The organism is Pseudomonas sp. BF-B-26, assembly GCF_019956495.1.
GTDB lineage: Bacteria > Pseudomonadota > Gammaproteobacteria > Pseudomonadales > Pseudomonadaceae > Aquipseudomonas.
This window is the reverse complement of the sequence record NZ_JAHBDP010000088.1, coordinates 28,834-46,089: the sequence shown is the minus strand read 5'-3', so window position 1 is coordinate 46,089 and position 17,256 is coordinate 28,834. Positions and strand designations below refer to the sequence as shown.

The following is a 17,256-nucleotide window of genomic DNA, read 5'->3' as shown; positions in this document are numbered from 1 at the left end:
AATGCGGTGTGTTAGTCAAGATCAATGTTGTCTGACACACCGCATTCGCGAGCAAGCCCGCTCCCACAGGGGGATTTTTGGTGGTTTGGAGATTAGAGGCTGTTCTGCAGATTACTGCGCAGCGCTTGCAGCTCCGCTTGCAGTTTTTGCAGTCTCTCCAGGGTCATCCCGCTGGCACCGAGGATGCACCGGGGAATACCGCGGGCCTGCTCCCGCAAAGCGCGACCCTGTTCCGTGAGTTCGACAATCACCACTCGCTCGTCTTCACGACTGCGGGTGCGGCTGAGTAAACCTTCGACTTCCAGGCGTTTGAGCAAGGGCGTCAGTGAGCCAGGATCGGTCAGCAGGCGCGTGCTGATTTCGCCTACGGTCAAACCGTCCTGTTCCCACAACACCATCATCGCCAGGTATTGCGGATAGGTCAGGCCCAGTGCTTGCAACAGCGGCTTGTAGACCTTGGTCATCAGCAGCGAGGTGGAATGCAGGGCGAAGCAGGCCTGATTATCCAGCAGCAGGTCGTCGCAGTTATCCGGGGTGTTGCGCTCGGTGGTCATTTCGAAGCCTTGATCAGTGATCGTCATAAATCTAGCGGGCGAATCTTTAATGCACCAGACAATTTTAGCCTAGTGCCGGTCGAGGGTACTTTGCAGGGCCAGATCCCACGGCGGGATCGGGCTGAAGCGGGTCTTCAGGTATTCCAGCAATAAGCGGCTGCGGGGATTGGGTTGTTGTTCAAGACGCAAGGCATAAATGCCGGTCGTTTCCGGGGGTGGCAGGCCGTGTTCGCAGAACAGCGGAAGCAGTTCACCGCGTAACAGGTATTCGCTGGCCAACCAGGTTGGCAAGTGTGCGATACCCAGCCCGGCCAATGCGCCGCAAACCAAAGCCTCGGCATTGTTGGCACTCATGCGGATGCGCGCAGGGCGGTGCAAGTGCAACTGCCCGTCCCGCTCGAAACGCCAGGCGAACGGCGGAGCCAGGCCATCCCAGTCGAGGCCATCATGCTCAATCAGCTGCGCCGGATCGGTCGGCACACCACGCCGTTGCAAATACCCGGGGCTGGCACAGGCGATGCGCACCATGCTCGCCAGCGGCGTGGCCACCAGCCGGGTATCGGCCATTTGCCCGGCGCGCAGCACCAGATCGACCTTGCCCAGATTCAAACCCTGCATGTCGACAAAACTGTCGATCAGGTGCAACTGCACATCGAGGCCGGGGTAGAGCATTAGAAAGTCGGCAATCACCGGCGCCAGATGTCGCCGTCCGAAGGCTGCCGGTGCATCGATCCGAATCAAGCCTTCCGGTGCGCTGCTCAACGATACCGCCTCAGCCCGAGCCAGCCGCAGTTCGGCCACGATCCGCCGCGCGCGCTCGGCAAACGCTAAACCCGCCGGGGTAGCGCGCACGGCGTGGGTGCTGCGAATGAACAACTGGCTGCCGACGGCGTTTTCCAGGCTGTCGATGCGCCGAGCCACCGCCGAAGGGGTCAGCGGGTGGCGGCGGGACGCGGCGGAAAAACTGCCGGTTTCCAGCACGTCGAGGAACAGACCCAGTTGTTCGGTCAATTGATTGGGGTTCATGGTGTCGTCTGCGCTTGTGCGAAGTTGGCACAGCCATTGTGCGTTGCTGTGCGTTTCCCCGCCAGCGCCGACTGCGTAGGATGAATAGCCTGACGTGAAGGGAAAATCGCCTGTGATTGAGTTTTTGATGTACCTGGTGTTTGGCGCCGCCCTGGGAACCCTCGGTGGGTTGTTCGGCATTGGCGGTGGTTTGATCGCGATTCCGTTGCTGGGCGTGTTGTTCGGCCTCGATCAGCAGATTGCCCAGGGCACGGCGCTGGTCATGGTGGTGCCTAACGTGATGCTGGCGCTGTGGCGTTACCACCAGCGTAATCGCATTGAATTGCGCCACGCGCTGCCATTGGCTTCGATGGGGTTCTGTTTTGCCTGGATCGGTTCGATCTGGGCGGTGGGCATTGATGCGCAAACCATGCGCGTCGGATTTGTCGCGTTCCTGATTGCGCTGTCGGCCTACAACCTGGTGCGAATGTTCTGCGCCAACGCACCAGTATCTGCGCAGATGAATTACTCATGGCCATGGCTGGGCGTGCTCGGCGCCGCCTCCGGCACCATGGGCGGGTTGTTTGGCGTGGGCGGGGCAGTGGTCGCAACGCCAGTGCTGACCAGTCTGTTCGGCACCAGTCAGGTGGTTGCGCAGGGTTTGTCGCTGGCGCTGGCATTGCCGAGCACGGGTGTCACGCTGGTGACTTACGCAGTGCACCATCAGGTGGACTGGATGATCGGCTTGCCCTTGGCGGTTGGCGGTCTGATGAGCATCAGTTGGGGTGTGAGGATCGCCCACGCACTGCCGGAGCGACTGCTGCGCGGGTTGTTCTGTGGCTTTCTGGTGTTCTGCGCGGTGATGCTCGCCCTTAAAGTTTGAAGCCTTCGACAATGTGCTCGGCCAGGCACTCAGTGATCGGCGACGGGTTGTGCAGGTTGCGCACCAGCATGATGCTGGCCTCGGGCAGGATCGGCAGGTCTTCGGCTTCACCTAGAATGCGCATGTCGGGCGTGATCAGGCTTTCGAGTTGCGCGGTGACCGCCAGTCCGGCGCTGACCACCGCCATGATCGCCGACAGGCTGTCGCTGTTGTACGCCACGCGGTAATCGCGACCCATGGCGTCCAGCGCATTGCAGGCCCATAAGCGGCAGAAACAATCACTGTTGAACATCGCCAGTGGCAACGGCGTTTGCTCGTGGGCGCTGAAACATTGCGCCTCGGCCCAGACAAAATGCTCTTTGCGCAGTAACTGGCCGATTTCATTGCCCGGCTCGCGGGTGACGATGGTCAAGTCCAGGTCCTGGCGCAACAGCAATTGTTTTGATGATTCGCAGTGCACCTCGATCTGGATCAGCGGATACGTCTGGGCAAATCGCCGCAGAATCCCCGGTAAAAAACGCATCACGTAATCGTCCGGCGTTCCGATGCGCACCATGCCGACCATGTGCGGCTCGCGCAACGTATTGAACACTTCGCTGTGCAGCTTGAGGATGCGCCGGGCATAGCCGAGCAACACCTGGCCCTCCGCTGTCAGCCGCACCTGTCGTCCGTCACGCTGGAACAATTGACGCTGCACCACATCCTCTTCCAGCCGCTTCATCTGCATGCTCACGGCGGACTGAGTGCGGTTGACCAACTCGCCGGCACGGGTAAAACCGCCCTGGTCGGCGATGGCAACAAAGGTGCGCAGCACTTCGGTGTCGATACTCGGGTAGGCAGACATTCATCAATCTCCGAGATGTATTACATAAGAAACATTCGTTGGATTGATCTTAGCCCCAGCGCGACACTTGAGCCATCCAAACGGAGGGCAACAAGATGAAAGGTCAACATGAATATCCAGCAGTAGAAAAGCACTCGATCCACCTGGTATCCGATCTGCTGCACAAATTCAGTCGCTGGTACGAACTTCACCGGGAGCGCGAGTTGTTGGCGAGTCTGAGCGATGAAGCACTGAAGGACATCGGCATGAGTCGTGCGGATGTGGAGTTCGAGTCGGTCAAACCGTTTTGGAATGACCCGATGCACAAATGAGTAATGCACAACTACACAAACCGTCTTCCGGTGAGGTAGGTTGCGAGCAGACAAGGAGATGTTCATGCGCGCAACACTGTCCTTTTCCATCAAACAGGCTCGGCGTCTGGCGCTGGCCGCCCAAGGGTTCAACGGGCGCCAGCCGCCAGTGGCGATCAAACCGGTTCAGCTCAATCGTCTGATCGAGCGGCTGGGCATTCTGCAGATCGATTCGGTCAATGCATTGGTGCGTTCGCACTACCTTCCCTTGTTTTCCCGCCTCGGCAATTACTCATCCGACTTGCTCGACCAGGCTGCCTGGAGTTCGGGCCGGCGGCGCACGCTCTTCGAATATTGGGGGCATGAAGCCTCGTTGCTGCCCTTGTCGATGTACCCGTTGATGCGCTGGCGCATGCTGCGCGCGACCCGTGGCGAGGATATCTACCAGCAACTGGCACGTTTCGGTCGTGAGCAGCAGGACACGATTCGCCGGGTGCTGGCCTCGGTTCAGGAACTGGGCGCGCTGGGTGCCGGCAGCCTGTCGACCCGTCAGGAACGGGCAGGGCCCTGGTGGGACTGGAGCGCGGAAAAACATGCGCTGGAATGGTTGTTCGCCGCCGGTGAAGTGACCGTGGCCGGCCGGCGCGGGTTCGAGCGGCTTTATGATCTGCCGGAGCGGGTGATTCCTTCGACGATTCTTGCGCAGCCGCTGCTGAGTGAGGCCGAGGCCCAGCGCGGCCTGTTGCTGCATGCCGCGACAGCGTTGGGCGTCGGAACAGAAAAAGACCTGCGCGATTACTTTCGCCTGAGTCCCGGTGATGCCCGCCCGCGTTTGACGGAACTGGTGGAGGCGGGTGAATTGCTGGCGTGTGAAGTCCAGGGCTGGCGGCAACCGGCCTATTGTCTGCCTGAGCCGACAGTGCCGCGCAAGGTCGAGGCCAGCGCCTTGCTTTCACCCTTCGACTCACTGATCTGGGAGCGCAGTCGCACCGAGCGTCTGTTCGATTTTCGCTATCGGTTGGAGATCTATACGCCGCAGGACAAGCGGGTCTACGGCTACTATGTTTTGCCGTTTTTGCACAATGAACGGATTGCCGCGCGGGTGGATCTGCGCGCCGAGCGGGCGCAGGGCAGGCTGGCGGTGCACGCTGTGCATGAGGAAGAGCCGGGGCTGGATGACGAGGGGATGCTGGCGTTGGCGGTCAATCTGCGGCGAATGGCGGATTGGCTGGGGCTTGAGCGGGTTCAGTTGAATTGCCCGCGGGCGAGTGCGGCGCGGTTGCGGGTGGCATTGGCACAGATTGATAGTGACTGAGCTGGCCCCTTCGCGAGCAAGCCCGCTCCCACACTGGATTTGTGAACAACACAGAATCAATGTGGGAGCGGGCTTGCTCGCGAAGGAGGCGCTGCGATTTAGCGGCGGACTTGCTTCAGGGTTTCAGCAATCAAAAACGCCAACTCCAGCGACTGATCGGCATTCATCCGCGGGTCGCAATGGGTGTGATACCGATCCGACAACCCGTCTTCGGTAATTGGCCGCGCGCCACCAATGCACTCAGTGACATTCTGTCCGGTCATCTCGATGTGGATGCCGCCGGCATACGTGCCTTCCGCTTCGTGAACCTGGAAGAACTGCTTCACCTCACCAAGAATCTGCGCAAAGTCGCGGGTCTTGTAGCCGCTGCTGGCCTTGATGGTGTTGCCGTGCATCGGATCGGAACTCCACAGCACCTGCTTGCCTTCACGCTGCACGGCACGGATCAGTTGCGGCAGGTGGTCGCCGACCTTGTTCGCACCCATCCGCGCAATCAGGTTCAGACGGCCCGGATCGTTGTCCGGGTTGAGCACATCGATCAGGCGAATCAGGTCTTCGGGGTTCATGCTCGGGCCGACTTTGACCCCGATTGGATTGTTCACGCCCCGCAGGAACTCGACGTGAGCGCCGTCGAGCTGACGGGTGCGGTCGCCGATCCACAGCATGTGTGCCGAGCAATCGTAGTAATCGTTGGTCAGGCTGTCGCGACGCACGAAGGCTTCTTCATAGTTCAGCAACAGCGCTTCGTGGGCGGTGAAGAAACTGGTTTCGCGCAGTTGCGGCGAGCTGTCCATGCCGCAGGCGCGCATGAACGCCAGGGTTTCATCGATGCGATCGGCCAGATGGCTGTACTTCTCGGCCAGTGCCGAGTTGGCGATGAAGTCCAGGTTCCACTTGTGCACCTGATGCAGGTCGGCAAAACCGCCCTGGGCGAAGGCGCGCAACAGGTTCAGGGTCGCGGTGGACTGGTGGTAGGACTGGAGCAAGCGCTCCGGGTCCGGCACGCGGCTTTTTTCGTCGAAGCCGATGCCGTTGACGATGTCGCCACGGTAGGCCGGCAAGGTGACGCCGTCGATGGTTTCATCGTTGGCCGAACGCGGCTTGGCGAACTGCCCGGCCATGCGCCCGACCTTGACCACCGGGCAACCGGCGGCGAAGGTCATGACGATCGCCATTTGCAGCAGGACTTTAAAGGTGTCGCGGATTTTCGCGGCGGAGAACTCGGCGAAGCTTTCGGCACAATCGCCGCCCTGCAGCAGAAACGCGCGGCCCTGGGTCACTTCGGCAAACTGACGGCGCAACTCCCGGGCTTCACCGGCAAACACCAGCGGCGGATAACTGGCCAGCGTTTGCTCGACGTGCAGCAAATGCGCCGCGTCGGGGTATTGGGGTTGTTGCTGGATCGGCAGGGCGCGCCAGCTGTCAGGGCTCCAGGGTTGGCTCATCACGGTCTCTAGTGTTTTACGCTCGGACGGTCATGTTATCAGCAATTAGTGCGTGACCTGTTCCCGTCGCTTCGCGGACAATCGCGCTTTTGCCGCTTCAACCCTGCGGTTTATTACGTTGCCGGGCCCGGTAACGATCAGGAGACGAAATGACTGAGGAGCGCGTCGAGCATCTGCTCGCCGAGGTACAGGATGAGTTCGGCGTGATTCGCGTGCTGGAAGTGGCCGATTACCGTTTTCTCGAGTTCGGTGATGCCATCGAACAGAGCTGCGTGTTCACGGCTGACCCGAGCTGGCTCGAATACGATTACACCCGGGCGATGCTGATTGGCGCGTTGTGCCACGAGCAGCCGGAAACCGCGCTGTTCCTCGGCCTCGGTGCCGGCACACTGACCCAGGCCTGCCTCAAGTTCTTGCCGCTGGAAGACGTCGAAGCCATCGAGCTGCGCCCTGACGTGCCGCGCCTGGCCATTGAATATCTTGGGCTGGATGACGATCCGCGGCTGTATATCCGGGTGGGCGATGCGCTGGAGCTGCTCGATACCGCTGAGCCGGCGGATCTGATTTTTGTCGACCTCTATACCGATGTCGGGCCGGGTGTCGGGCATCTGGCGTGGAATTTCCTGGAAAACTGTCAGAAACGCCTGAACCCGGGTGGTTGGCTGGTGATCAATCAGTGGGCCACCGATGATGGCAAACCGTTGGGCGCCGCATTGTTTCGCGGGCTCTATCACCGGCATTACTGGGAACTGCCGGTGAAGGAGGGCAATGTGATTCTGCTCGTGCCTTCGGAGCTGGATCAGGAACTGGACATGGACGGCTTGATCGCCCGCGCCGAAGGGCTGGCGCCGCGGTTGGGGTATTCGTTGCAGTCGTTGATCAAGGCAATCCGCCCGGCGACGTGAAGGCTCGCGAGGTACTGTGGTGAGGGGATAAATCCCCTCACCACAGGTGGGCAGTCAGCAGCCTTTGAACACGCCGGGTCGCTTCTCGATCATCGACCGCACGCCTTCCTTGGCATCCTCGCTGGTCAGCAACCTCTTCACCATCGGTGGCAATGCCTGAGCCGCCGCTGTTTCCCCTTCATAACGCGCCTGCCTTGCTGACATCAACGTCGCCTGAACCCCAAGCGGCGCCTGCCGGGCAATCCGCTCAGCCAGCGCCATCGCCCGTGGCAGCAGGTCCTCGCTGGCCATGACTTCCTGCACCAACCCCAGGTGCAACGCCTCATGGGCATCGAACTCATCGCCGGTCAGCAGCCAGCGCATGGCATTGCCCCAGCCAGCGACCTGATGCAGGCGCAACGTGGCACCGCCGAACGGGAAGAGCCCGCGTTGCACTTCTTTCTGGGCGAAGCGGGTGTTGCTGGCGCACAGGTTGATATCGGCGGCCAGCATCAATTCGATACCAATGGTCAGGCAGTAGCCTTGCGCGGCGACAATCACCGGTTTGCTCACTCTGGGACCGGCGAATACCCCCCACGGATCGCAGCCGCCGGGCGGTGCCTGCCAGCCGTCAGCCAGGGCCGCGCTGGCACTGACCAGGTCGAGCCCTGCGGTGAAATGCTCACCATGGCCGAACACCACCGCCACCCGCGCTTCGCTGTCGGCCTCGAACTCGCCATAGGCCAGGCTCAGTTCATTGAGCAGGTCGAGATCGAAGGCGTTGCGTTTGGCCACTCGATCCAGGCCGATCATCAGGACATGACCGTGCCGTTCACGGCTCACACGACTGGAGCAGGGCTGATTCATGGTGCATTTCCTCGGGCGGGGAAGGAGGTGTCGGACGGCAGGTCTGCGTCACAAGGGTGAACCGTTTTAGCGCGATCGTCAGCAGGGCTGGGCCTTTGAAAAATAGACTGTTGCCCGATTGTCTGCAAAGCGTGTGACAGAACGCTGTACACGGCAGTTTTCCGACAAATAAAGCTCCCTTTTTGAGCGAATTCCGGTATAGTGCGCGCCGGCCTTTAACCGGGCCGCGTTTAGGTAGCGCAATTCCCCGAAGTCAGCTTCGGCTGCACGTCCGCACAGCGGACTCTCCCTTGACGAATCTTTTTCATTCATTCGTTTTCGCAAATCCCCGCCGACAAAGCAGCCAGGGCGACTCTTGAGTCTTACACGGCATGCGCAGCTTTGGAGCATGGGTCTTTGCGGATGCACTTAGAGGCAGACCCATGACCCAGGAAACCGGCGGCTTCGCCGCTTTTAATCTTAATCCGAATATTCTTGCAGCCGTCATTGCGACTGGCTACGAAGAACCTTCGGCTATTCAGCAGCAATCGATCCCGATCATCATGGCCGGTCACGACATGATTGGTCAGGCGCAAACCGGTACGGGTAAAACCGCCGCGTTCGCCCTGCCGATCCTGCATCGCATCGATCCTGCTAAGCGCGAGCCGCAAGCCCTGATCCTGGCGCCAACCCGTGAGTTGGCGCTGCAAGTAGCAACCGCTTTCGAAACCTACGCCAAGCAAATGCCGGGCGTTACCGTTGTGGCCGTTTACGGCGGCGCCCCTATGGGTCCACAACTGAAAGCAATCCGTAATGGCGCACAGATCGTTGTCGCCACTCCGGGCCGTCTGTGCGACCACCTGCGTCGCGACGAAAAAGTTCTGTCGACCGTGAACCACCTGGTTCTCGACGAAGCGGACGAAATGCTCAAACTGGGTTTCATGGACGACCTCGAAGTTATCTTCAAGGCCTTGCCTCCAACCCGTCAGACCGTATTGTTCTCGGCTACCTTGCCGCAGTCGATCCGTGCCATTGCCGAGCGCCATCTGCGCGATCCGCAACACGTGAAGATCCAGACCAAGACTCAGACCGTTACCGCGATCGAACAGGCTCACCTGTTGGTTCACGCTGACCAGAAGACCTCGGCTGTATTGAGCCTGCTGGAAGTTGAAGACTTCGATGCCCTGATCATGTTCGTGCGCACCAAGCAAGCGACCCTGGACCTGGCCAGTGCCCTGGAAGCCAAAGGCTACAAAGCCGCTGCGCTGAACGGTGACATTGCTCAGAACCAACGTGAGCGCGTGATCGAATCCCTCAAGGATGGCCGTCTGGACATCGTTGTGGCGACCGACGTTGCTGCTCGTGGTCTGGACGTTCCGCGCATCACTCACGTGTTCAACGTTGACATGCCGTACGATCCAGAGTCCTACGTTCACCGTATCGGCCGTACCGGCCGTGCCGGTCGCGAAGGTCGTGCACTGCTGCTGGTGACTCCACGTGAGCGCCGCATGCTGCAAGTGATCGAGCGTGTAACCGGTCAGAAAGTTGCCGAAGTTCGCCTGCCGGACGCTCAGGCTGTTCTCGATGCCCGCATCAAGAAACTGACCAACAGCCTGTCGCCGCTGGTGGCTGATGCCGAATCGACTCACGGTGATCTGCTGGATCGCCTGACTGCCGACATCGGTTGCACCCCGCGTGCACTGGCCGCTGCTCTGCTGCGCAAGGCAACCAACGCTCAGGCGTTGACCCTGGCTGCCATCGAGAAAGAACGTCCACTGGTGCCGAACAACGCACCGCGTGGCGATCGTCCAGAGCGTACCGGTGATCGTCCGGACCGTGGTGATCGTGAGCGTCGTGCTCCGGTTCCATTGGCCGAAGGTCGTGCTCGTTGCCGTACCGCGCTGGGTGCGCGTGATGGTATCGCTGCCAAGAACCTGCTGGGCGCTATCCTCAATGAGGGTGGTCTGGCTCGCGAAGCAATCGGTCGCATCCAGGTGCGTGACAGCTTCAGCCTCGTTGAGCTGCCGGAAGATGGTCTGGAGCGTCTGCTGACCAAACTGAAGGACACTCGCGTTGCTGGTAAGCAGTTGAAGCTGCGTCGCTATCGCGAAGATTGATCCGCTCTCGGGCTGATTGATCGAACATAAAAAATCCCCGACTGGTTCGGGGATTTTTTTTGCCTGCCGTTTGTAGTTGTGGCGAGCCACAACGCTACCGGGTTACTCCGTCACTGATCCTCCGCCTGCCGTGATCACCTGCACGCTCATGCGTGGCGTCGCCAGGTCGAGTCCGGCTTCGTCCAGGTGTCGCTTGAGTGACAGGTTGAACGCTCGGGACACTTCCCATTGCTTGATCGGCGCGGTCTTGAACCGGGCGCGGAGTATCGCGTTGCCTGACTCGAAACTCTCGACACCCTGAATCTCCAGTGGCGACCAGATGTTGCGCCGTTGCAGTGGGTCGGTGCGCATCTTCTGGCCGACGTCGCGCATCAGTTTGATCGCGTTATCGATGTCCATGTTGGAAGGTATCGCCACCCGGAAAATCGCGTAGCCGAACTCCCGGGAGTAGTTCTTGATGCTTTTGATTTCGCTGAACGGAATGGTGTGGACGATGCCGTCAATGTCCCGCAGGCGCACGGTACGAATGGTCAGCCCTTCGACGGTGCCCAGGTGGCCGCCAACGTCCACGTAGTCGTCGATGGCCAGCGAGTCTTCGATGATGATGAACAGCCCGGTGATCAGGTCCGCCACCAGCGACTGTGCACCGAAACCGATGGCCAGACCGATCACGCCGGCACCGGCCAGCAATGGCGTGACGTTCATGCCCATGTTTGCCAGGGCGACGATCAGCGCAATGATGAAAATCGCCACGAACAAGACGTTGCGAATCAACGGCATCATCGTCTGCGCGCGGGCATTCGCCAGACCTTTGCGCGAACGGGTGAGGGCGTGGTGCACGGCGGTGTCGCTGAGAATCCAGATCAGCCAGGCAAAAATCAGCGTGCCGCCGAGGCTGAACAGTTTGACGCTGACTTCATGGCCTTCGCCTTCAGTGAAGCGGATCAGCGACATGCCCCAGACCCGCAGGCCGAGTTCGATGAACGCCAGCCACACCACCAGGTGGGCGAGTGTGTAGAAGAAGCTTTTCAGACGATCCGAATACAGTGCATGACGCTTCACGCTGCGCTGTGGTTTGAGTGAATGGCGGCGTACCAAGCCGTTGATGACCATGCACAACACCAGCAGCACGGTGCAGATCAGCGACTGACGCAGCGCGGTGCTGGTATCGCCGGCCGAGACGAACGTGGCGAACAGCGAAATCCCCACCAGCACCAGCGCCGGCATGTACCAGAAGGTCCCGAGAATTTCGATGGTGTCGCTGAGGGCTCGGCGGGTCAGGCGTCGGGACAGCGGCTGGTTGCGGATCAAGTGGGCGATGGGACGACGGAACCGCAGGATGAACAGCCCCGTGAACAATGCCGCCAGTACGTTGGCGACCGTCGCGGCGGTGTGCGCCAGATGACTGCCAAGGCTTTCGACCAGTCGCGGATCGCTCAGGGCTTCACCGAAGGCGGCGAAACTGCCGATCAGCCACAGCGGCCGAAAGGCTTGATGCCGCAGGATGTATAGGGCGCGGTGGCGGTGTGGGCCGTCGAGCACCGAAAAGGCGATCACGCAGATTGCCGAAAAACAGGTGCCAACCACCAGCGCATAAGCCAGCACCATGGCCAGACTTTTGCCCAATGATGAAGGCAGGGCGTAGCTCATGTAGACCGTCATGACCAAAGCAATCAGCCACGGCCCGAGTTTGCGCAGGGCGAAGCGCAACATGTCCAGGGCCTTGGGGTGCTGCGGCAGTTCTTCGGTCAGGCCAAAGCGCATGCGTACTCGGTGGCTGACCCAGATCAGCGCCGCGGCCAGCAAGCTCCAGACCATCAGGATCATGGCGAAGGCAAAGATGATCGGCAGCCATTCATTGGCCGGCAGCGCCAGTGCCGTCAGTTCATCCTGAGCCAGTTTGAGCTCTTCGGACCAGCGAGTGAGAGGGCTGTCTGCGCCTGAAAACTGTTTTTCGAAACTGGCCAGGGTGCCGCCGATCAGTCCCAGGACGCCTACTTCGGTGACTGGCTGGGCCTTTTTGGTGGCGTCGCGCAGCTTCTTCAAATCCGCCAGCAGTTTGGTGCGTTGCTGATCGTTCTCCAGCGACTTGATCACTTCGTCCAGGGATTGCCCCAAGGGCTCTTGCGCCTCCGGCTGTTTTGCCGAGCTGTTGAGCAGGCTGGGCAAGCCGACCGCCTGGGCGGGTGCCGTCGGCAGCAGCGTCATGAGGCAGACAAGGAATAAACACGGCAGGGCAAAAAGACGAGCGAACACTAGGCGGTCAACCTCGGGATGAGCGGATCGACCGAGTGTACGAGCCCGTCAAAATCAATGCGAGCCAGGGGCGAGGATTTATTCGTTGAGTTTGGCGAGGATCTTGAAAACCACGGTGGCGAGGATCATCAGCATGCCGATCCACATCGCGAAAACGCCGGCGTTCTTGTCGCGAAAATTGAAACCGATTGCCAGCATGATCATCCCGGCAAGAATCGGAATCAGCATGGCGTGAAACGAAGACAACGAGATCATGAGCGACTGCCTTGTCGAAAGGGGGTAGTTAAAGTCTAGGTGGCTTTTGAGCGATCGGTGGTGAACACCTGTAGGAGCATGGCATGCCAGCGATGGCTTCCTTAAGATCGCCATCGCTGGCAAGCCATGCTCCTGCACGAGCTACGGCAGTTCGCGGCAGGCGTAAAACGCGCTCAGCACTTTGACCAGGTGTGCCAGGTCATGGCTGCCGCACAGTTCACGGATCGAGTGCATGGCGAAGGTTGGCAGGCCGATGTCGACGGTGCGCACGCCCAAGTGGCTGGCGGTGATCGGGCCGATGGTCGAGCCGCAACCCATGTCGCTGCGCACCACGAAGCTCTGTACCGGCACTTCTTCGGCCATGCACAGGTGACGGAAGAACCCGGCGGTTTCGCTGTTGGTGGCGTAGCGCTGGTTGCTGTTGACCTTGATTACCGGGCCGGCATTGAGTTTCGGACCGTGATTGGCATCGTGCTTGTCGGCGTAGTTGGGGTGCACGCCGTGGGCGTTGTCTGCCGAGACCAACAGGGATTTCTGGATAGTGCGCACGAACTCATCGCCTTCAGGCAGCAGGCGACGCAGCGTCTGCTCCAGCATCGGGCCATCGGCGCCGCAGGCCGAGCAGGAACCGACTTCTTCGTGATCGTTGCAGACCAGTACGCAGGTTTCTTCGGTTTCGGTGGTCAGCAAGGCTTGCAGGCCGGCGTAGCACGACAGCAGGTTGTCCAGGCGCGCCCCTGCAATGAAATCGCCATGCAGGCCAATGACCGCAGCGCTTTGGGTGTCGTAGAAGCTCAGCTCATAGTCCAGCACCACGTCGGCGTTCAAGCCATGTTCGCGGGCGAGTTGATCGGTGAGCACGGCGCGGAAGTCCACGCGCTCATCACCGGCAAATTGCGCGAGGATCGGCGGCAGTTCGGTCTGGGCGTTGATCGCCCAGCCCATGTTGGCTTCACGGTTCAGGTGAATGGCCAGGTTCGGGATGATGGCGATCGGCGCCTTGAAGTCGACCAACTGGCTCTCGACCTTGCCGTCACGGCGGAAGGTCACGCGGCCGGCCAGGGACAGGTCGCGGTCGAACCATGGCGCCAGCAGTGCGCCGCCATAGACTTCGACGCCCAGTTGCCAGAAACCCTGACGTTGCAGCTCCGGCTGGGGTTTGACCCGCAGGCACGGGCTGTCGGTGTGTGCGCCAACCAGGCGAATGCCGCCGTGCAGGGGCGAATGACGGCCCATCTTGAACGCGACGATCGACGAGTCGTTACGGGTGACGTAGTAACGACCGTTGGCTTCGGTGGCCCATGGCTCGCGCTCGTCAAGGCGTTGATAGCCCGCCGCTTCCAGGCGCTGAACAAGGCTGGCGGTGGCGTGGAATGGGGTAGGGGAGGCCTTGAGGAAGTCAATCAGGCCTTGGTTCAACTCTTCGCGCATAAGTAGCTCCAGACAGCAATGGCGCGAGTTTAACGTATTGGCTCACGGCATTGCAGCGACAATGCCGTTCAACGTGCGCCAGCTGCCGATTGGCGAAGAGGGCGAGTCAACCGGTGATCAGGTTGCCATTGAGGAACACTTCGCGGCGTTGCTTGCGGCCCACATATTCATGTTTGCTCGCGAGGTATACCTCGTTGAATTTTTCCTTCGATATCCCCGGGATCTGTCGAATGTACTCGTCCACCAGTCGGTCATAGGCGGCTTCGGTGATGAGCTTGTAAATGTCCCGGCGATAGAAGAAGCCCAGTTGAAAACCCAGGGTTTCGCTTTGATGGTTTGTCTGGCCGGCAAAGCAGTTTTCAAAGTCGATGGCTTTGAGCGGAGTTTGTGGTGTTTGCGGGATCATGATGTTGCCAGCCCAGAAATCCATGTGCGTGATGTTTTTGCGCGACAAGGAACTCAGCAATTCGAAGGCGTCGAGAACGAATGTTTCGACGCTGTCCGGGTTGCGTTTAAGCCATTGCACGCCGTCGATATGATCGTCGAGCAGGCGCGTGATAATGAAGTATTCCTGGGTCAGGCCCAGTCGGTCCTTGGTGTAACCGAACCCTTGCAGAGGCGGCATTTGTACGCCACGGCGCTGCGCTTCGAGCGTATTGATCAATTCTTCCAGCGGCCAGTCGAATCGACCATTGCGCTGTGGCTTGCCAAAGGTCACGCGTACTTTTGCCTTCAGGGTATCCAGCGGCTGGACCTTGGCGAACAGTGGCGTATTGCCGGAGGCAAGCGGCGCACTTGCACGGGTGAGTTTGTGGGCGCGTCGTTTATGTATGAGCTGTTCAAGCGCCTGTTGTACTTCGGGCGAAGGTTGCTCGCTAAGGTGTAGCGTGGTGTTGAACAGGCAGAAGGTGAACGGGTAGTCGTCTTGAAATGTCTTGTTGCTGAGCACGAGGGCTTCCTGCCTGATATCAAAGTGCTGGCATTTTACGTTTCATTACAAATTCATGACAATAATTTCACGTCATTTTCACGGCGATTTGTAACAAGAAATAAAAAACGCCCTTCAATGGAAGGGCGGTTTTTGGTTCGGCGGTTGCTTAAAAAGGAGCAGGGCACTCGAAGCGCAAGCGTTCGCCGCTTTGCGGGTGAGTGAAGCTCAGCATGCTCGCGTGCAAACAGAGTCGTGGCCAGGCCGCCAGCGCTTGCTCGTGGGCATACAGTCCGTCACCCAGCAGTGGGTGGCCGATGGAAAGCATGTGCACGCGCAACTGATGGGAGCGGCCGGTGATTGGCGTCAATTCGACACGACACCAGTCGCCGCAACGCTCCAATACCCGCCAGAAGGTCAGGGCATGTTTGCCGAATTCATGGTCCACCACATGGCGTGGCTTGGTCGGCGGATCGTAGCGTAAGGGCAGATCGATGCTGCCACTGTCCAGTTCCGGTTGTCCCCAGCACAGGGCGGTGTAGGCCTTTTCGGTTTCGCGGTCGTGAAATTGCCGAGACAGCTCGCGATGGGTGTCCGGATCACGGGCCAACAGAATAATGCCCGAGGTTTCCCAGTCCAGACGATGGACGATTCGTGCTTCCGGGTAACCGTTTTCTTGCAGGCGGGTAATCAGGCAATCCTTGTTGTCATCAGCCCGGCCAGGGACGGAGAGCAGCAGGGTCGGTTTGTTCACCACCAGTACGGCGGCGTCCTGATGGATGATGCGGATGTTGGACAGCGGCATTAAAACAGCCTCGTAACAAACGCCAACGGCGGCTCAGGCCTCCACACTCTGTAGGAGCCGAGCTTGCTCGCGATGCAGGCAACTCGGTCTATCTGATAAACCGAGGTGATGCTATCGCGAGCAAGCTCGGCTCCCACAGGAGCGCAAGCCTGAACCGCCGTGGCTCCTGTCTGATCGACTAGCGATCTGGCAGGGTGATATTGAGTTCCAGAATCGAGCAGCTGCCCTGGTTTTCCAGAGCGACGTGCACGTCATCGGACCCGATATTGACGTACTTGCGGATGACCTCGACCAATTCCTTCTGCAAGGCTGGCAGGTAGTCCGGTGTACTGCGCTGGCCGCGTTCGTGCGCCACGATGATCTGCAGACGCTCTTTCGCTACCGACGCGGTGTTGACCTTTTTGCTGGCACGAAAGAAGTCAAAAAGATTCATTATCTACCTCCAAACAGGCGCTCGAAGAATCCCTTCTTCGTTACATCGAGAAAACGATGCTCCACGGCTTTGCCCAGCAGACGATCGACCGCATCGCTGTATGCCTGACCGGCATCGCTCTGGTCGTCGAGAATGACTGGCACGCCCGAGTTGGAAGCTTTGAGTACCGCTTGGGATTCCGGAATGACACCCAGCAGGGCGACCGCCAGAATCTCTTTGACGTCTTCGACACCGAGCATCTCGCCGTCACTGACCCGTTGCGGGTTGTAGCGGGTCAGCAGCAGGTGTTCCTTGATCGCCTCTTCGCCCTTTTCAGCGCGGCGCGATTTGCTGGCCAGCAGGCCGAGCATGCGGTCCGAGTCACGAACCGAGGACACTTCCGGGTTGGTCACGATAATCGCTTCGTCTGCGAAGTACATGGCCAGGTGGGCGCCTTTTTCGATGCCGGCCGGAGAGTCGCAGACCACGTATTCGAAGTCTTCTTTCAGCGCCATCAACACTTTTTCCACGCCTTCGACGGTCAGCGCGTCTTTGTCGCGGGTCTGACTGGCGGCCAGTACGTAGAGGTTTTCCAGGCGTTTGTCTTTGATCAGGGCTTGTTGCAGGTTGGCTTCGCCGTTTACCACGTTGACGAAGTCATACACCACGCGGCGCTCGCAACCCATGATCAGGTCGAGATTACGCAAACCGACGTCGAAGTCGACGATAACTGTTTTGTGGCCGCGCAGTGCGAGGCCGGTACCGATAGCAGCACTGGTGGTGGTCTTACCCACACCACCCTTGCCGGATGTAACCACGAGAATCTTGGCCAAGGTGTTTCACCCCTAAGGAAAAAGGACATTTAGCCCCTGAAAAACATCTCTAGAAAAACTACTGCAGTCGGACAGCCTTGGCTGGAATTCGGTCCAGAACGGCGCTTACCTCGGGTAAACACTGCTTATGGCCTTTTTCCTACTTCGTTTGAG

17 protein-coding genes are annotated in these 17,256 nt (G+C 59.6%); 5 read left to right on the top strand and 12 right to left on the bottom strand.

Annotated elements, in window-relative coordinates; translation table 11 throughout:
- Window positions 1–92 precede the first annotated feature (92 nt).
- Together KGB03_RS19875 and KGB03_RS19870 are read right to left on the bottom strand one after the other, a co-directional pair.
- Window positions 93–554, bottom strand: coding sequence for a MarR family winged helix-turn-helix transcriptional regulator (locus KGB03_RS19875; protein WP_008146202.1), 462 nt, complete (start codon window positions 552–554; stop codon window positions 93–95).
- A gap of 69 nt (window positions 555–623) precedes the next feature.
- Window positions 624–1,580 carry a LysR family transcriptional regulator gene (locus KGB03_RS19870; RefSeq protein WP_223528470.1) on the bottom strand — a complete coding sequence of 319 codons (957 nt, stop codon included), beginning with the start codon at window positions 1,578–1,580 and terminating at the stop codon, window positions 624–626.
- Between the two features lie 112 nt (window positions 1,581–1,692).
- On the opposite strand from KGB03_RS19870, the gene KGB03_RS19865 reads away from it, so the two are divergent.
- Complete coding sequence (locus KGB03_RS19865; RefSeq protein ID WP_111449022.1) at window positions 1,693–2,442, top strand: sulfite exporter TauE/SafE family protein; 750 nt, start codon at window positions 1,693–1,695, stop codon at window positions 2,440–2,442.
- On the opposite strand, the gene KGB03_RS19860 is transcribed toward KGB03_RS19865, so the two are convergent.
- Window positions 2,432–3,286 (bottom strand): LysR substrate-binding domain-containing protein, encoded by an 855-nt coding sequence (locus tag KGB03_RS19860; protein ID WP_134099215.1) that lies wholly within the window; start codon window positions 3,284–3,286, stop codon window positions 2,432–2,434. The two genes, KGB03_RS19865 and KGB03_RS19860, sit on opposite strands and share 11 nt — an antisense overlap.
- A 95-nt stretch (window positions 3,287–3,381) precedes the next feature.
- Here KGB03_RS19860 and KGB03_RS19855 point away from each other — a divergent pair, with 95 nt between their 5' ends.
- Both KGB03_RS19855 and KGB03_RS19850 read left to right on the top strand, forming a co-directional pair.
- Complete coding sequence (locus KGB03_RS19855; RefSeq protein ID WP_033057173.1) at window positions 3,382–3,597, top strand: DUF1127 domain-containing protein; 216 nt, start codon at window positions 3,382–3,384, stop codon at window positions 3,595–3,597.
- Window positions 3,598–3,661: 64 nt separating this feature from the next.
- Window positions 3,662–4,891, top strand: a complete 1,230-nt coding sequence (locus tag KGB03_RS19850; RefSeq protein ID WP_223528467.1) for a winged helix-turn-helix domain-containing protein — start codon at window positions 3,662–3,664, stop codon at window positions 4,889–4,891.
- Window positions 4,892–4,989: 98 nt separating this feature from the next.
- On the opposite strand, the gene KGB03_RS19845 is transcribed toward KGB03_RS19850, so the two are convergent.
- On the bottom strand, window positions 4,990–6,336 hold the full coding sequence (locus tag KGB03_RS19845; protein ID WP_056740344.1) for a class II 3-deoxy-7-phosphoheptulonate synthase: 1,347 nt from the start codon (window positions 6,334–6,336) through the stop codon (window positions 4,990–4,992).
- Window positions 6,337–6,485: 149 nt separating this feature from the next.
- Between KGB03_RS19845 and KGB03_RS19840 the strand changes: the two genes are divergently transcribed.
- The gene (locus KGB03_RS19840; protein WP_076027973.1) at window positions 6,486–7,241 is read left to right on the top strand and encodes a spermidine synthase; all 756 of its coding nucleotides are present in this window, start codon (window positions 6,486–6,488) and stop codon (window positions 7,239–7,241) included.
- 54 nt (window positions 7,242–7,295) lie between these two features.
- On the opposite strand, the gene KGB03_RS19835 is transcribed toward KGB03_RS19840, so the two are convergent.
- Window positions 7,296–8,087: a crotonase/enoyl-CoA hydratase family protein gene (locus KGB03_RS19835; protein ID WP_223528463.1), complete on the bottom strand. Its 792-nt coding sequence runs from the start codon at window positions 8,085–8,087 to the stop codon at window positions 7,296–7,298.
- Between the two features lie 422 nt (window positions 8,088–8,509).
- Here KGB03_RS19835 and KGB03_RS19830 point away from each other — a divergent pair, with 422 nt between their 5' ends.
- On the top strand, window positions 8,510–10,183 hold the full coding sequence (locus KGB03_RS19830) for a DEAD/DEAH box helicase (protein ID WP_008146183.1): 1,674 nt from the start codon (window positions 8,510–8,512) through the stop codon (window positions 10,181–10,183).
- Window positions 10,184–10,285: 102 nt separating this feature from the next.
- On the opposite strand, the gene KGB03_RS19825 is transcribed toward KGB03_RS19830, so the two are convergent.
- The 7 genes from KGB03_RS19825 to minD all read right to left on the bottom strand — a co-directional run bounded on the left by KGB03_RS19825 (window position 10,286) and on the right by minD (window position 17,103).
- Window positions 10,286–12,439, bottom strand: coding sequence for a mechanosensitive ion channel family protein (locus KGB03_RS19825; RefSeq protein WP_223528459.1), 2,154 nt, complete (start codon window positions 12,437–12,439; stop codon window positions 10,286–10,288).
- 78 nt (window positions 12,440–12,517) lie between these two features.
- The gene (locus KGB03_RS19820; protein WP_170206229.1) at window positions 12,518–12,694 is read right to left on the bottom strand and encodes a hypothetical protein; all 177 of its coding nucleotides are present in this window, start codon (window positions 12,692–12,694) and stop codon (window positions 12,518–12,520) included.
- Window positions 12,695–12,835: 141 nt separating this feature from the next.
- The gene (locus tag KGB03_RS19815; RefSeq protein WP_111449016.1) at window positions 12,836–14,125 is read right to left on the bottom strand and encodes a M18 family aminopeptidase; all 1,290 of its coding nucleotides are present in this window, start codon (window positions 14,123–14,125) and stop codon (window positions 12,836–12,838) included.
- A gap of 106 nt (window positions 14,126–14,231) precedes the next feature.
- Window positions 14,232–15,074, bottom strand: a complete 843-nt coding sequence (locus KGB03_RS19810; RefSeq protein ID WP_223528455.1) for a hypothetical protein — start codon at window positions 15,072–15,074, stop codon at window positions 14,232–14,234.
- A gap of 148 nt (window positions 15,075–15,222) precedes the next feature.
- Window positions 15,223–15,858, bottom strand: coding sequence for an RluA family pseudouridine synthase (locus tag KGB03_RS19805; protein WP_008146175.1), 636 nt, complete (start codon window positions 15,856–15,858; stop codon window positions 15,223–15,225).
- 178 nt (window positions 15,859–16,036) lie between these two features.
- On the bottom strand, window positions 16,037–16,291 hold the full coding sequence (minE, locus tag KGB03_RS19800; RefSeq protein ID WP_095143988.1) for a cell division topological specificity factor MinE: 255 nt from the start codon (window positions 16,289–16,291) through the stop codon (window positions 16,037–16,039).
- Complete coding sequence (minD, locus tag KGB03_RS19795) at window positions 16,291–17,103, bottom strand: septum site-determining protein MinD (protein ID WP_111449014.1); 813 nt, start codon at window positions 17,101–17,103, stop codon at window positions 16,291–16,293. Before minD ends, minE begins: the two co-directional genes overlap by 1 nt.
- Window positions 17,104–17,256: the final 153 nt, after the last annotated feature.